Source organism: Thalassotalea agariperforans (assembly GCF_053470345.1).
In genome coordinates, this window is record NZ_JBQMWH010000011.1 from 82,591 (window position 1) to 96,968 (window position 14,378).

Consider the following 14,378-nt stretch of genomic DNA (forward strand, 5'->3'; position numbering starts at 1 on the left):
TATGTTTGATACTGAACGTTTACAAGCTCGTTTATTAAATTGCCAGCAATTTATCCATCCGCACCAAGTTTCTGTTGCTGGCCGGTTAGTGCGTGTGGTGGGTTTAACCCTTGAGGCTGTTGGTGTTAAAGCCCATATTGGCAGCCAATGTTTAGTGGAAACTAGCAAAGGTGACTTGATCGCTGAAGTAATTGGTTTCTCACAAGATCGTACTTTTTTAATGCCAGAAGAAAGCTTACAAGGGGTTTCACCTGGTGCCCGTGTTTTACCGTTATCACAAAAAGTCAAATTACCGTTATCAATGGCATTATTAGGCCGTGTCATTAATGGTACGGGTAAACCCTTAGATGGCTTAGGTCCAATAAAATCTGATGATGTTCCTTTTGAGCCAAAACCATTAAATCCGCTAGCGCGAAGAGCTATTACCGAGCCGCTAGATGTTGGGGTGCGCTCAATAAATAGCTTTATTACTGTCGGTCAAGGGCAGCGCATGGGCTTATTTGCCGGCTCTGGGGTTGGTAAAAGTGTGCTGATGGGCATGATGACGCGAGGAACAAATGCTGATGTGATTGTTGTTGGCTTAGTTGGTGAGCGTGGCCGAGAAGTTAAAGAATTTATTGAAGAAATTCTAGGAGAAGAAGGACGAAAGCGTTCAGTGGTTGTAGCAGCACCTGCGGATAATTCTCCTTTGATGCGTCTTAAAGGTTGTGAAACTGCCGTAACCATCAGTGAATATTTTCGTGATCAAGGTTTGAATGTATTATTACTGCTCGACTCTATTACCCGTTATGCGCAAGCACAGCGTGAAATCGCTTTAGCTGTGGGCGAACCACCAGCAACAAAAGGCTATCCACCTTCGGTATTTTCGAAATTGCCTCAACTCGTTGAACGTGCTGGAAACGGTGGTGATGGTCAAGGTTCAATCACCGCTTTTTATACCGTCTTAACAGAAGGTGATGATTTACAAGATCCAATTGCCGATGCATCTCGGGCGATTTTAGATGGCCATATTGTATTATCACGAGAGCTGGCTGATTCGGGCCATTATCCTGCGGTTGATATTGAAGCATCTATTAGCCGTGTTATGCCAATGGTAACCTCACCAGAGCATCAAGACCTTGCTCGACAGTTGAAACAAAGTTATTCAACTTATCAGCAAAATAAAGACCTTATATCTATTGGTGCATACAGCCAAGGCAGTGATCCTCGAATTGATCATGCCATTCGCTTATTGCCGGTTATTAACTTCTTTTTACAGCAAAAAATGAAAGAAGTTATTCCTTATCAGCAAAGCTTAGAGCAGTTACAAGAAATCACCGCTGCTGCGCAAGCACACGCCAATAGTCAGGCGCAATAATGACATTGTTAAGGCATTTAGCGGAGAATAACTATGTCGGTTAGTCAACTTACGACTTTATTTCGTTATGAAAATGAAAAAGAGAAACAAGCTGCTCAAGCGTTACAGCATGCTGAACTAGAATACCAACAAAACCTTACGCGTATTCAAAGTGTTGCTGAATTTCGTTTGGAATATATGAAGCGCTTAAGTGAGCGTTCCATGGTTGGTATCGATAGTGCAACCTATAATCATTACCATAAATTTATTGCAAAGCTAGATTATGCAGATGAGCAAGTGCAAATCGCGTTAAAACAATCAAAAGCCTTAGTTGAGCAAAAAAAACAAGCTTGGTTTGCCCAACGAAGAAAAGTTCAAGCGGTTGAAATTTTGCAAAAAAAGCAACTTGAACGGCAAAAAATTAAAGAAAATAGAGCTGAGCAACAAATGTATGACGAATTTTCGTCACAGCAATACATTCGTCGTACCCGAAGTTATTAATCATTGTCTAGGGTCTGTTTATCTTTGTTTAATAATTCAGCTGAGAGATAAAAGCGCTTTAATCAAGGCTGAAATTATGTCGTTTAGTCATCTAAACCAATAATTTTTAACGCCGAGTAAAGCGATTTTAGCCTCAGCCCACAGTGCATAGTGCATAGTGCAATGGCTATTTTCTGCGCTAGCTGCATTAGAATTTCACTCGTTTGGAATTCATGCATTGGGAATAAGCAAACAACCTTCATTCTGCTTTGCTATCACTTAAAATAGCCTATTGCTGAAAATATAAACAAAGATCAACAGACCCTAGCAATGTGGAATATGTTTTGCTTCATAAATATTGAAGAATAATGCGCATTAACACATTTACGTTTTTATAATTGGAAATTGCCATGTCACAAGTTACTTTACTTTCACTTGATATTACATCATCACCAGAATCAAAAGGGGCTAGCAGCCAGCTTGAAACTGATGTTAATGGTCAAGAACATGAATTTTCTAAAATGTTCCAGCGGCAAGTAAGCGCCGAAGAAAACGGCAAACCCCCTACCGAAAAAGCAAAATCTGCTGAGGCAGATAATAGCTCGTTAAAAAATGCTCATGCTAAACATCAGCCAGATAACGTCATCAGTGACCAAGATAAAGAGCTGTCAAAAACAGATGCAGATAATAATCAACAAGCAGCTAAAGCCGAAACGAGCTCATCGGAGCAAAACATTAAGCTATCAGCTAATGAGTCAGTAACTACAGAAGATGAGGCAGCAGCAGAATTATTAGCGCAAGAGCAGCTAAATAAGCAAGCTCGCGTAGGGGCAGAAATTATAGCGCTAAATGATAGTGCTCAGACTGAAGCTGGAGTCGATAAAAACGAGGTCAAAAAGGCTGAGCTGAAATCAGAAAGTCCAATCGATTTTTTAACTATGCTGAGCGCCTCAGAAAAGTTATTAACCGAGAAAGTAGACGCTAGTGCCATCAATGAAGAAAAGACAGAGCTAAAAACTGTCAATGCTGCACACGATGCAAGTGCTCAGCAAGTGAAAAAGGGTTCAGAAAAAGCAACAGAATTGTCGGAGTTATCACAACAAATTCAACAAGCACTTAATCAATCATCAAATAAAACAATCAGCTCAAACGACGAATTAGCTAAACAAATCACGGGTGAGCCTCAAAATGTTTCTGAAAAGTCGGTGGCACTGGAGCAAACAAAAAATGATGAGAGCCAGGCTAAGGTAAAAATATCAAAGACTGGCGATGAAAGTTTTAAACTTAAGCCTGATGTTATTCAAGCAGAGCAAACAGTAAGCGAGTTAAAAAGTATAAATATTGATTTGCCATCAGGCGATAAAAAGCAAGTAGCAGAAGTTACCGCAACGGCGAATAAACAGGTTAATAAAACACAAGATCCTGAACAGGGGGCATCGCACATAGCTGCAGTAGCAAAGTCTGTCGAGCAAATGAAAAATGACAGCGAAGCAGAGCTATCAGCGCAAGAAAAACTAGCGGCTATGGTCGGTGATAAAATCAGTAGCGATAATCGTAGTAATGACAAAAACAGCAGTGATAAAAATATTCCACAGACTAAGGTGGTTAATAACACAGTCAACAGTGGTGAGTTTACTGCAGCTAAACATAACGATGTTAAAGGGAGTGCTGAGCAAATAACTGAGCAGGAACTAAACATCACCTCATCAGAAGAAAATAAAGCGGTAATTAGTCAAGTCGTGGCGACAGCAACAAATGCGACTACAACCCAATCACAAGAGACAAAAAAAGCGCTTCATGCTGCACAAGCTAAAACAGCCGCAATTGAAGGCTTGAATAACGATGATAAATCGCCAGTTAAACCAGAAGTTCGAATTGCTGAAAGTGAACTTTTATTTGATAAAACTGAGCAAAGTATGCTGGCGAATACGGTTAAATCTGCTCAGCAATTTGGTTTATATCGAGAAACTTCCACAAGCAGTTATTCGATTAATGAAACATCAAATGCTGCCCAGCTGGAAGCTATCACAAATAAACATGTTGCCGATAATGTTCAGCAAGTAAAAAATAATCAAATTCAATTAGCGGAAACTATTCATATTCACCGCAAAGATTTTGTTGATTCTGTCAAAGATAAAGTGCTTGTCATGATCAATCAAAAACTACAGCAGGTTGATATTAAACTTGATCCGCCGGAATTAGGTAATGTCCAAGTAAGAGTGAATTTACAAGGTGATGCGGCAACGGTAAATTTTGTGGTACAAAACCCACAAGCAAAAGAAGCATTAGAGCAGCACATGGGTAAATTACGAGAGATGCTAAATGAGTCTGGTGTTGATGTTGGTGAAGCAAATGTTGAACAGCAAAATCAGCAGCAAGGCGAATTTACCGAGCAAGAGCAACGAGGTGAGTCTGCTGGTGGCTTAAACCCGCAAAACATGGTTGATGATGGCGTAATTACAACCACGTTGGCTAAAGGTTCAGCAGTAGGAGTAGATTTCTACGCATAAGTTAATAAAACTTGGTTTCGTGTATTGGCTTGATAGCGTATCAAGGATATAGTTTAACTAATTGTGCTTTAAATGATAATAAGGATTTAAAATGGCTGAAGAAAATGACTTAGAATTAGATAAAGGTAAAGGCAAAAAAAAGCTTATTATCATTATTGCAGCTGTCGTTGTTTTAGCTTTAGGTGGTGCTGGTGCATTTTTCTTTTTAGGTGGCGACTCTGATGTCTCAGAAGCCGAGATGGCGGCAGCACTAGACTCTAGTGAGCCAAGCGAAGATGGAGCATCATCATCTTCAGGAGCAGCAGAAACAGGAAGTGCTTTATACGTGCCAATGCCTCGGCCATTTCGTTTTAATGTGCCAGGGGCTGCACGGGATCGGTTTGTGGAAATTCGTGTGCAATTATTAGTACGTGGTAGTGATAATGAAGAAGAAGCGAAAAAACATGTGCCATTAATTGAAAGCACGATTTTAAATGTGTTTTCTCAAGCCAATGCCGATGATTTAGCAACAAGTGCCGGTAAAACGTCATTAAAGCAATTAACCTTAGTGGAAGTACAAAAAATTATGAAAGATATTTCCGGTAAGAATATTGTTGAGCAAGTATTATTTACAGGGTTTGTAATGCAGTAATGGCATTACAATTGATTTCATAAAAAAGAGTGAACGTGTGTGAGTGACTTATTATCACAAGACGAAATTGATGCGCTATTACACGGTGTTGATGACGTTGAAGAAGAAGAGATAGTTGAAGACTATGCTAATGCCGAAGGCACGAGTGACTTTGATTTTTCTTCTCAAGACCGAATTGTTCGGGGTCGCATGCCGACTTTGGAAATGGTCAACGAACGTTTTGCTCGTCATATGCGGATCAGCCTATTTAACATGATGCGCCGTACGGCTGAAGTATCAATTAATGGTATTCAGATGATTAAGTTCGGTGAATACGTACATACTTTATTTGTCCCAACTAGTTTAAACATGGTGCGTTTTCGCCCCTTAAAAGGAACGGCGTTAATTACTATGGAAGCACGTTTAGTGTTTATTTTGGTAGATAACTTTTTTGGTGGTGACGGTCGTTATCATGCCAAAATTGAAGGCCGAGAGTTTACGCCAACCGAACGTCGTATTATTCAAATGTTATTAAAGCTAATTTTTGAAGATTACAAAGAAGCGTGGTCACCGGTAATGGACGTGTCTTTTGAATATTTAGATTCAGAAGTTAACCCATCAATGGCGAATATTGTTAGCCCAACTGAAGTGGTGGTGATCAGTTCTTTTCATATTGAACTTGATGGTGGTGGTGGCGATTTCCATGTTGCATTACCGTATTCAATGTTAGAGCCAATTCGTGAATTGCTTGATGCTGGTGTGCAAAGTGATAAAGAAGATACGGATATGCGTTGGTCAAAAGCATTACGTGATGAGATCATGGATGTCCCTGTTGAGCTATCAACCAAATTTTTGGAAGTTGATATCAGCTTACAAGAAGTGATGAATTTAAAAGCTGGCGATATTATCCCAATTGAAATGCCAAATCATATCACCGTATTAATTGAAGATTTACCCACTTACCGAGCGAAGTTAGGCCGAAGTCGTGAAAACTTAGCGCTTAAGATCCAAGAAAAAATTAAACGTCCAGAATCGGTGAAATCTGAATTAACCATTTTAACTAAAGGTGGTAAACGACTGGACAGCGATGCAGAACTGCATCTATTAGAAGACGATTTAGAGTATTAAAAGAGGCAAATGCGATGAGCGATGAGAATGAAGACGGCCTAGATATGTGGGCAGAAGCAATGGATGAGCAAGCAGCTGCCGAATCCGAAGAAGCTAATGCCGAAGCGGTTGAACTTGATGAATTAGAGCAAGATTCACCAATTAGTGGTGAAGAGAAACGTAAACTCGATACTATTTTAGATATTCCTGTCACCATTTCAATGGAAGTGGGCCGCAGTAAAATTAGTATTCGTAATTTATTACAATTAAACCAAGGTTCCGTAGTGGAATTAGATCGTGTGGCTGGTGAGGCTTTAGATGTTTTGGTTAACGGTACTTTAATTGCTCACGGTGAGGTTGTTGTTGTGAACGACAAGTTTGGTATTCGTTTAACCGATGTTATTAGCCAAGTTGAACGTATTAAAAAGCTTAAGTAAGTTAACCGCTTAACTTGTTAATTATGAAGGAAGTCAAATGAAAAAAGTCGGTAGTTTATTACTGTTGCTGATGGTAATGATGCCGGCTTGGGCTGAAACAGCCACTGGTACGCCTGAAGTTGGCAAACATGTTGCGGGCAATATGGACGCTGCCAGCATGATCTTATCCTTGTTAATGGTGTTAGCCCTGATTGTTATTGGTGCTTATATATTAAAAAAATTCAATTTAACCAATACTCAAAGTGACGGCATTAAAATTGTTACTAGCTTACACTTAAGCACTAAAGAAAAATTAGTTGTTGTACAAGTGGGTGACAAGCAATTACTACTGGGAGTAACGGCTAATCAAATCAATGTCTTAGATACGCTAGCCGAACCACTTGAAGTGAAAGCCCCGGTTAATCAGCAATTTGCTGAATCTATTCAAAAACTATTAAAAAAACAATCATGAAGAAATTTACGCTTATTGGCTTTATCTCACTATTATTTTTAGGCTTTACTAATTTCAGTTGGGCAGCCGATCCTTTGTCAATGTCTGCGTTAACTTTGTCAACTAACCCTGATGGCTCACAAGAATATTCGGTTACGTTACAAATTTTAATTTTTATGACCGCGCTGAGCTTTATTCCAGCGGCGGTTATTATGATGACATCATTTACCCGCATTGTGGTGGTGATGGCGATTTTAAGACAAGCCTTTGGTTTGCAACAAACACCGTCTAATCAAGTGATCATAGGTTTAACCTTGTTTATGACCATTTTTATTATGACGCCGGTTTATGACAAAATTAATGAAACAGCCATTCAACCGTATTTAGCAGAGCAGATGACCTCTGTTGAGGCGATAAACATTGGTAAAGAGCCGTTGAAAGCATTTATGTTAGAGCAAACACGGCTAAAAGATTTGTCTACTTTGGCACAAATGGCGGGTATCGATTCAGTTGATGAACCTGCCGATTTACCGATGACGGTGATTATTCCCTCTTTCATTATTAGTGAATTAAAAACGGCTTTTCAAATTGGATTTATTTTGTTTATCCCTTTTTTGATCATTGATTTAGTGGTGGCCAGTATTCTAATGGCAATGGGTATGATGATGTTATCGCCGATGATAGTGTCATTACCGTTTAAACTTATGTTGTTTGTTTTAGTAGATGGTTGGAATTTGGTGATCGGGACCATCGCAACAAGTTATGGCCTCGGAGGTTAGGTATGGGCCCGGAAGTCTTTGTTGATATTTTACAAGATGCGTTATTATTAGTTATTGTTTTGGTGTGTGCTGTTATTATTCCAAGTTTATTAGTTGGTTTAGTGGTGGCGGTATTCCAAGCGGCAACGTCTATTAATGAGCAAACATTAAGCTTTTTACCTCGCTTAGTGGTAACTATTTTAGCCTTAGTGTTTGGTGGTCACTGGCTAGTACAAAAATTAATGGATTACACTATTACCTTAATTGGTAGCATACCGAGTGTGGTCAGCTAATGGAGTTTACTGAGTCAGTTATTAATCAATATCTGGCTGATTTTCTGCTGCCGTTAAGTCGTATATCTGCTTTGATCATGGCCATGATTGGGCTTGGCTCAAAAACTATTCCGAATAAAATCAAAATCTTTTTATGTGTGGCATTAACGATTGCGGTTATGCCGGCGATTCCACCCGCTAACGTTACCACTTTATTTTCGTTTCAAACCTTTTTATTGGTCGCCGAGCAAACTTTTATTGGCGTGATGATAGGTTTTGTCACGGTTATGGTGCTTAATACTTTTACCCTTGCAGGACAAATTATTGCCATGCAAACCGGTCTTGGTTTTGCCTCGTTAGTGGACCCTGCTAGTGGTATGAATGTACCGGCAGTTGGTCAGTTTTTTCTGATCTTATCAACCTTATTGTTTTGGACAATGGACGGCCATTTAGCGTTTTTACAATTTGTTGTTACTAGCTTTCATACCTTGCCCATTCCTTTACAAGATTTTGAAGTGGTTAAATTTAAAGAGCTTGCTGAATGGGGGCGATGGATGTTTGCTACCGCATTATCGTTAGCGATAGCACCTTTAACGGCAATGTTATTAATTAACTTTTCATTTGGCATCATGACCCGAGCAGCACCGCAGCTGAATATTTTTGCAATAGGTTTCCCAATTACCATGTGTGCTGGTTTGTTAATTATGTGGCTAACCATGGGAAATTTCTTTCTTCACTTTGAATTACAATGGCAGCGGGCACTAGAATTTACCTGTTACCTCATTGATTGTCAGGCGGCATAATGGCAGAAAGTGAGAGCGGCGGCGAACGCACCGAAGAACCCACCGCTAAGAAATTAGCGGATGCCCGAAAAAAAGGGCAAATAGCACGTTCGAAAGAACTGGGTACCATGTTTGTTTTAGTGGGGAGTGCGTCTGGTATGTTTCTTGTTGGTAGCGCATTGGTTGATGCTTTAGCGAATATCATGAAACGTTTGTTTAGTCCGCAACGTAATGAAATTATGGATGTTAATGCGTTATTTGGTAATGTTGCTGGCGCCATCAGCGAAGTTACCGTACCACTGCTTTGGTTATTTTTTATTATTGCCTTAGCGGCTTTTATTGGCAATACCTTACTTGGCGGTATGAGCTTTTCTGCTGAAGCCATGGCACCAAAATTAAGTAAAATGTCACCGATTGCTGGCTTTAAACGGATGTTTGGTGTTCAGGCTGCTGTCGAATTTATTAAATCTATTCTTAAATTTTTTGTGGTCTTTATTGTTGCTACTATTTTATTAACCACGTTATTTGAAGATATCCTTGCACTTAGCATGATCACCATTCCTAATAATTTTGAGAATGCGGTTGAAATGTTGCTGTGGATGTTTTTAGTACTGACTTTGTCATTAATTATTATTGCGGTTGTTGATGCACCTTATCAAACTTGGAATCATACCCGGCAGTTAAAAATGACCAAACAAGAGGTCAAAGACGAAATGAAAAATACCGAGGGTAATCCTGAGGTAAAAGGGCGAATTAGACGAACACAATATGAAATGTCGCAGCGTCGCATGATGGCCGAAGTACCTAATGCTGATGTAGTGATCACCAACCCAACTCATTATTCCATTGCTCTTAAATATGATGCTGAAGTAGGGGGCGCTCCTATGCTGATTGCGAAAGGGGTGGATGAAATGGCGATTCATATTCGAACGATCGCTAAAGAGCATGGTGTGGAAATTATTGCTTCACCCGCGTTAGCTCGTTCTATTTATTACACCACCGAAGTTAATGAAGAAATACCGGAAGAGCTGTTTGCAGCTGTTGCTCAAGTTCTTGCCTTCATTTATCAATTAGACCTTCACCGTAAAGGTAAAGCCAAACGACCAACCCCTGTGGCTAAGAATTTACCAATTCCTGACGATTATCGATATTAACTGAACATTTTTAGCGGCTGTTACGTATAGCGATATAAGTCCGTTTTGAATGTTAAGTTATGAAATTACCCTTATTTCCGTTACCTATCTTTTTATTACCTGATGGTATTACCCGTTTGCGCATTTTTGAACAGCGTTATTTGAATATGGTGCGAGATATAAATAAAACTAATGGCTTTGCTATTTATTACAATGCGGCTGATAAGCATCAGCCTGCACCTAACTGGGCAAGTTGGGTTGATATTATCGATTTTACGCTCCCAGATGATGGGGTTTTAGTGATAGATGTTAAATGCCGATCTTTAGTGAATTTAGCGGCCACTCAATTGAATGCTGAGCAATTGTTAATTGCAGATATTAGTCCTAAACCACATTGGCCAGATCGGCAAAAAACAGCGCTGGAGCAAGTATCAATTGATGGAGTAATAAAGCAATTATCAGCGCAATTACAGACGTACTTTACTCGTAATCCTGCTTATGAACAGGTATATCAACAAAGCTTTTTTCAAGATCCGTTTTGGGTTTGTCGTCGTTGGTTAGAGCTATTGCCAGTTACTTTTAATGACAAACAACACTTTTTAGCGCCCGATACTTTCGAGCAAGCACTCCAATTTATCTGTGATATTTTATCGATTGAAATAAAAGATAAGTGATCTATTAATAAATCACTAGCGTATAACTAGCTAATTGGTTTAGTTTAGGAATACTGATGCCTCAACTTGAGATGAATTCATTGTCAGAAATGAAAGACAAGATAAAACCACCACCAATACCGGATAATAATTCAGATAATAATTTAGCTGAATTAACCGAGTGGCTGTTAGCGGTAGCTGAAAAAAGAGATAAAGCAGCTTTTACTCTGTTGTTTCGCTTTTTTGCTCCGAAAATACAACGTATTGCTAGCCAAAAGTTTGCTAATCCAGCGCAAGCTGCTGATGTGGTACAAGAAACGATGTCGAATGTTTGGCGAAAAGCCCATTTATATTCGGCAGATAAAGGCGCTCCTACCACTTGGGTATATACAGTAATGCGTAATGTTACTTTTGATATGTTAAGAAAAATTCAAAGTAAAAAAGAAGATAATTTGAGTGATGACATTTGGCCTTTGGTGGAAAGCCAACAGGTGGAAGAGCAGGACTTTTCCGATCACCTTGAAGATAGTCAATTAGCTCGTTATGTTGAAACATTACCTGAAAACCAACAACAGGTTGTTAAAGGTTATTATTTTTTAGAAATGTCGCAAGAACAATTAGCAGAACACTTAGATTTACCAATAGGGACTGTGAAATCCAGGTTACGTTTAGCGTTAGCTAAATTAAAGTTACAAATTGGAGAAGATCATGATTAAACATCACCCTAAAGACGATTTATTAACTGCTTTTGTTTGTGGTGAGTTACCTGCTTCAATTGCTGCAGCCGTCGCTATTCATGCGGATATGTGCATTAGTTGTAAACAAATAATCGCTGAAAAAACCAATCAACTAGCCAATCATTCCTTTGACGTTACTGATGATGTTAGTGCAATGCCGTTGGAAGAATATGATGAAGCCGAGTTAGCTGATATCGATTTTGACAGCATGTTAGCTGAAATTACTCGTGACGAAAGTATTGTTGAAATGGATGTTAGCTCTGAAAAAATCATCAAGATAAAAAATAAAGAGTATTTATTGCCCAAACCATTACACAATATGCCGTTAGGTAATTGGTTAAATTTGGGTAAATTAACCCGAGCACGGGTTAATTTGGGCGAAGGTGAAATTCATACCAGCTTATTGCAAATAGCACCACAGGGGAAAATTCCAGATCATACTCATAATGGTTATGAATTAACCTTGTTATTAGAAGGTGAATTTCACGATGAAATGGGGACTTATCAAGCTGGAGACTTTATTTTATTAGATGGTCAACACCTGCATAGCCCAGTAACAGAAACCGGTTGTTTATGTTACACCGTGGTCAGCGATTCTCTGCATTTTACCAAAGGCATTAATAAGCTGTTAAATCCGATTGGTAGTTTTATTTATTAATTTTTTGGTTTAAAAGTGATCTAACTGGTTTTTGCTAACGTAATGAATAGTACAGTTAACATTTAGCAGGGTAATCGTTATGTCTAAAGCTATAAATATTGGTATCAGCGCTTGTTTGGTTGGAGAGAAGGTACGTTTTGATGCCGGTTCTAAAACCTCGAACTTTTGTGTTAATGAATTAGGTAAGCACGTGCAATATCGTGCTTTTTGTCCCGAAGTAGCGATTGGCTTACCAGTACCTAGAGCGACTATTAGACAAATTAAAAAAGATGAACTTATTTCGGTTTCCCGTCCTGATGGTAGTGGCGATGTTACTGAGGCTTTAGCTGAATACGGCAAGCGAGTTGCTAAACTGGCGAATACATTTAGTGGTTATATTTTTTGCGCCAAAAGTCCAAGTTGTGGCATGGAGCGAGTAAAAGTTTACTCGGCCGATGGTAAAAGTGCCACTTCTGATGGCATTGGCGTGTTTGCTAATGAAATCATGAAAGCCAATCCATTATTACCTTGTGAAGAAAGTGGTCGGTTAAACGATGCTATTATTCGTGAAAATTTTGTTGCTCGAGTATTCGCCTATAAAGCATGGCAAGATATGGAAAAATCAGGCTTAACAAAGCATAAACTTATACAATTTCATAGTCGTTATAAGTATGCGGTAATGACCCATGATTTAGTGGCTTATAAGTATTTAGGCCGGTTACTGGCTAGTGCTGATATCCCTTTAGATGAAATGGCTAAAGCCTATATTTATGGTTTAATGGGGGCGTTAAAAATTAAAGCCACTCGTAAGAAACATGCCAATACTTTACAGCATTTACAGGGCTATTTTTCTAAAAAATTATCAGCAAATGAGAAACAAGAGTTAGCCCAACAAATTCATAATTATCGCCAAGGCCTAGTTCCTTTGGTGGTTCCATTAACTTTAATTAAGCATTATTTATTGGTTTACCCGTTGGCATATTTATCGCAACAAACTTATCTTGACCCATATCCAGCGCAGTTAAAATTGAGGTATGGCTATTGATCCTCTGGTTTAGAAACGACTTACGTTTACACGATAATCCCGCTTTTGTCTCAGCCCTTGAACACGGTTGTAAAAAAGCGGTTTTTTTAGCAACACCAAAACAATGGGCTGAACATCAACTTGCACCTATTAAAGTTGATTTAATGCTGCGCCATGTTGCTTATTTAAAATCGGCATTATTGGCTTATGGTATCGATTTGTTAGTTGAAGAAGTTAGCGATTTTAATGAGCAAATTACTTGGTTTGTCGATTACGCTAAGCAACAATCAAATCAGCCAAGCCAAAAAGCACTAAATTTTCAGGTGTTCGCCAATAGCGAAGTTGAGCTGAACGAACAAAAGCGTGATGCTACTCTGCTTGATAAAGGCTTAAATTTAACCTTATTTGAAGCGGATGTTATTATTCCTAAAGGTAAAGTGCTTAATAAATCAGGTGAAATGTTTAAGGTTTTTACACCGTTTAAAAATGCTTGGTTAAATTATGTCAAGCTCCATGGTTTTGACTACATTCCTAAAAATCATTTACAAACGTACCTAAAAAGCAGTGAAACGATCACCGATAATATTGACCATAGCACTTTTACAGATTATTCATTAACTGATTCAGCACCTTGGCCATTAGCTGAGCAGGTGGAACAAGCGGTTTTTCCTCAGTTTTTATCTGAAAAAATCTGTGACTATCAGCAGCATCGAGATATTCCAAGTATTAAAGGAACGTCTGGTTTGTCGGCTTATTTAAATATTGGTGCGATCAGCCCACGGTATTTATTAATTTTGTTATTACACCGATACCCGGATATTTTAGCTAAATCGCCAGAAGCGGAATTTGCTTGGTTAAATGAGTTAATTTGGCGGGAATTTTATCGTCATTTGTTGTTCCATTTTCCTAAACTTTGCCAAGGTAAAAACTTTAACGATAAATACAACCAGTTACCTTGGCCTAATTCGTTAGCGCATTTAACGGCTTGGCAGCAAGGGAAAACCGGCTATCCGATTGTTGATGCAGCCATGCGACAGCTTAATCAGACTGGCTGGATGCATAATCGTTTGAGAATGATAGTCGCCTCGTTTTTAACAAAACATTTATTAGTCGATTGGCGCTTAGGTGAGGCTTATTTTATGTCAAAATTGATTGATGGTGATTTAGCTGCTAACAATGGTGGCTGGCAATGGTCAGCGGGCACAGGTTGTGATGCTCAACCTTATTTTCGTGTTTTTAATCCGATAACACAAAGCCAACGTTTTGATCCAAATGGCGACTTCATACGTAAGTATTTACCAGAGCTCAAAGATATTCCGAATAAAGAGATCCATTTTCCGCATCAATATATGCAGAAACATCAGTTAACGGGATATTGGCCAGAAATTGTTGAACATAAAACAGCAAGGTTGCAAGCACTCGACTTTTATAAAAGTTATAGCTAATTCCGGCAATAGGGTAACTGGGTTAAT

Annotated in this window: 17 protein-coding genes; 16 read left to right on the plus strand and 1 reads right to left on the minus strand. The window is 38.9% G+C overall.

Features of this window, described 5'->3' with window-relative positions:
- Nucleotide 1 precedes the first annotated feature (1 nt).
- Together fliI and fliJ are read left to right on the plus strand one after the other, a co-directional pair.
- Nucleotides 2–1,357 carry a flagellar protein export ATPase FliI gene (gene fliI, locus ACSLUO_RS13710; RefSeq protein WP_448249286.1) on the plus strand — a complete coding sequence of 452 codons (1,356 nt, stop codon included), beginning with the start codon at nt 2–4 and terminating at the stop codon, nt 1,355–1,357.
- A 33-nt stretch (nt 1,358–1,390) separates the two neighbouring features.
- Nucleotides 1,391–1,837: a flagellar export protein FliJ gene (fliJ, locus tag ACSLUO_RS13715; protein ID WP_448249288.1), complete on the plus strand. Its 447-nt coding sequence runs from the start codon at nt 1,391–1,393 to the stop codon at nt 1,835–1,837.
- An 83-nt stretch (nt 1,838–1,920) separates the two neighbouring features.
- On the opposite strand, the gene ACSLUO_RS13720 is transcribed toward fliJ, so the two are convergent.
- Complete coding sequence (locus tag ACSLUO_RS13720) at nt 1,921–2,079, minus strand: hypothetical protein (RefSeq protein ID WP_448249290.1); 159 nt, start codon at nt 2,077–2,079, stop codon at nt 1,921–1,923.
- A 147-nt stretch (nt 2,080–2,226) separates the two neighbouring features.
- On the opposite strand from ACSLUO_RS13720, the gene ACSLUO_RS13725 reads away from it, so the two are divergent.
- The 14 genes from ACSLUO_RS13725 (at nt 2,227) to phrB (ending at nt 14,351) form a co-directional block, all read left to right on the plus strand.
- Nucleotides 2,227–4,326 (plus strand): flagellar hook-length control protein FliK, encoded by a 2,100-nt coding sequence (locus ACSLUO_RS13725; RefSeq protein ID WP_448249292.1) that lies wholly within the window; start codon nt 2,227–2,229, stop codon nt 4,324–4,326.
- 91 nt (nt 4,327–4,417) lie between these two features.
- Nucleotides 4,418–4,957, plus strand: coding sequence for a flagellar basal body-associated protein FliL (fliL, locus tag ACSLUO_RS13730; protein WP_448249293.1), 540 nt, complete (start codon nt 4,418–4,420; stop codon nt 4,955–4,957).
- 39 nt (nt 4,958–4,996) lie between these two features.
- Nucleotides 4,997–6,064 carry a flagellar motor switch protein FliM gene (fliM, locus tag ACSLUO_RS13735; protein ID WP_448249295.1) on the plus strand — a complete coding sequence of 356 codons (1,068 nt, stop codon included), beginning with the start codon at nt 4,997–4,999 and terminating at the stop codon, nt 6,062–6,064.
- Nucleotides 6,065–6,078: 14 nt separating this feature from the next.
- Nucleotides 6,079–6,480, plus strand: a complete 402-nt coding sequence (gene fliN / locus ACSLUO_RS13740; protein WP_448249296.1) for a flagellar motor switch protein FliN — start codon at nt 6,079–6,081, stop codon at nt 6,478–6,480.
- 37 nt (nt 6,481–6,517) lie between these two features.
- The gene (gene fliO, locus ACSLUO_RS13745) at nt 6,518–6,931 is read left to right on the plus strand and encodes a flagellar biosynthetic protein FliO (protein WP_448249298.1); all 414 of its coding nucleotides are present in this window, start codon (nt 6,518–6,520) and stop codon (nt 6,929–6,931) included.
- Nucleotides 6,932–7,011: 80 nt separating this feature from the next.
- Nucleotides 7,012–7,689 carry a flagellar type III secretion system pore protein FliP gene (fliP, locus tag ACSLUO_RS13750; RefSeq protein ID WP_448249351.1) on the plus strand — a complete coding sequence of 226 codons (678 nt, stop codon included), beginning with the start codon at nt 7,012–7,014 and terminating at the stop codon, nt 7,687–7,689.
- Between the two features lie 2 nt (nt 7,690–7,691).
- Nucleotides 7,692–7,961, plus strand: a complete 270-nt coding sequence (fliQ, locus tag ACSLUO_RS13755; RefSeq protein ID WP_448249300.1) for a flagellar biosynthesis protein FliQ — start codon at nt 7,692–7,694, stop codon at nt 7,959–7,961.
- A complete protein-coding gene (gene fliR, locus ACSLUO_RS13760) occupies nt 7,961–8,743 on the plus strand; it encodes a flagellar biosynthetic protein FliR (protein ID WP_448249302.1) in 783 nt (260 codons plus the stop codon). The genes fliQ and fliR overlap by 1 nt, the downstream gene beginning before the upstream one ends.
- Nucleotides 8,743–9,876, plus strand: a complete 1,134-nt coding sequence (flhB, locus tag ACSLUO_RS13765) for a flagellar biosynthesis protein FlhB (RefSeq protein WP_448249304.1) — start codon at nt 8,743–8,745, stop codon at nt 9,874–9,876. Before fliR ends, flhB begins: the two co-directional genes overlap by 1 nt.
- 59 nt (nt 9,877–9,935) lie before the next feature.
- Entirely contained in the window at nt 9,936–10,529 is a 594-nt protein-coding gene (locus ACSLUO_RS13770) for an LON peptidase substrate-binding domain-containing protein (protein WP_448249305.1), read from the plus strand.
- A gap of 56 nt (nt 10,530–10,585) precedes the next feature.
- Nucleotides 10,586–11,224: a sigma-70 family RNA polymerase sigma factor gene (locus tag ACSLUO_RS13775; protein WP_448249307.1), complete on the plus strand. Its 639-nt coding sequence runs from the start codon at nt 10,586–10,588 to the stop codon at nt 11,222–11,224.
- Nucleotides 11,217–11,903, plus strand: coding sequence for a ChrR family anti-sigma-E factor (locus ACSLUO_RS13780; protein WP_448249309.1), 687 nt, complete (start codon nt 11,217–11,219; stop codon nt 11,901–11,903). Before ACSLUO_RS13775 ends, ACSLUO_RS13780 begins: the two co-directional genes overlap by 8 nt.
- A gap of 79 nt (nt 11,904–11,982) precedes the next feature.
- Nucleotides 11,983–12,927 (plus strand): YbgA family protein, encoded by a 945-nt coding sequence (locus ACSLUO_RS13785; RefSeq protein WP_448249310.1) that lies wholly within the window; start codon nt 11,983–11,985, stop codon nt 12,925–12,927.
- Nucleotides 12,924–14,351 (plus strand): deoxyribodipyrimidine photo-lyase, encoded by a 1,428-nt coding sequence (gene phrB, locus ACSLUO_RS13790; protein WP_448249311.1) that lies wholly within the window; start codon nt 12,924–12,926, stop codon nt 14,349–14,351. Before ACSLUO_RS13785 ends, phrB begins: the two co-directional genes overlap by 4 nt.
- Nucleotides 14,352–14,378: the final 27 nt, after the last annotated feature.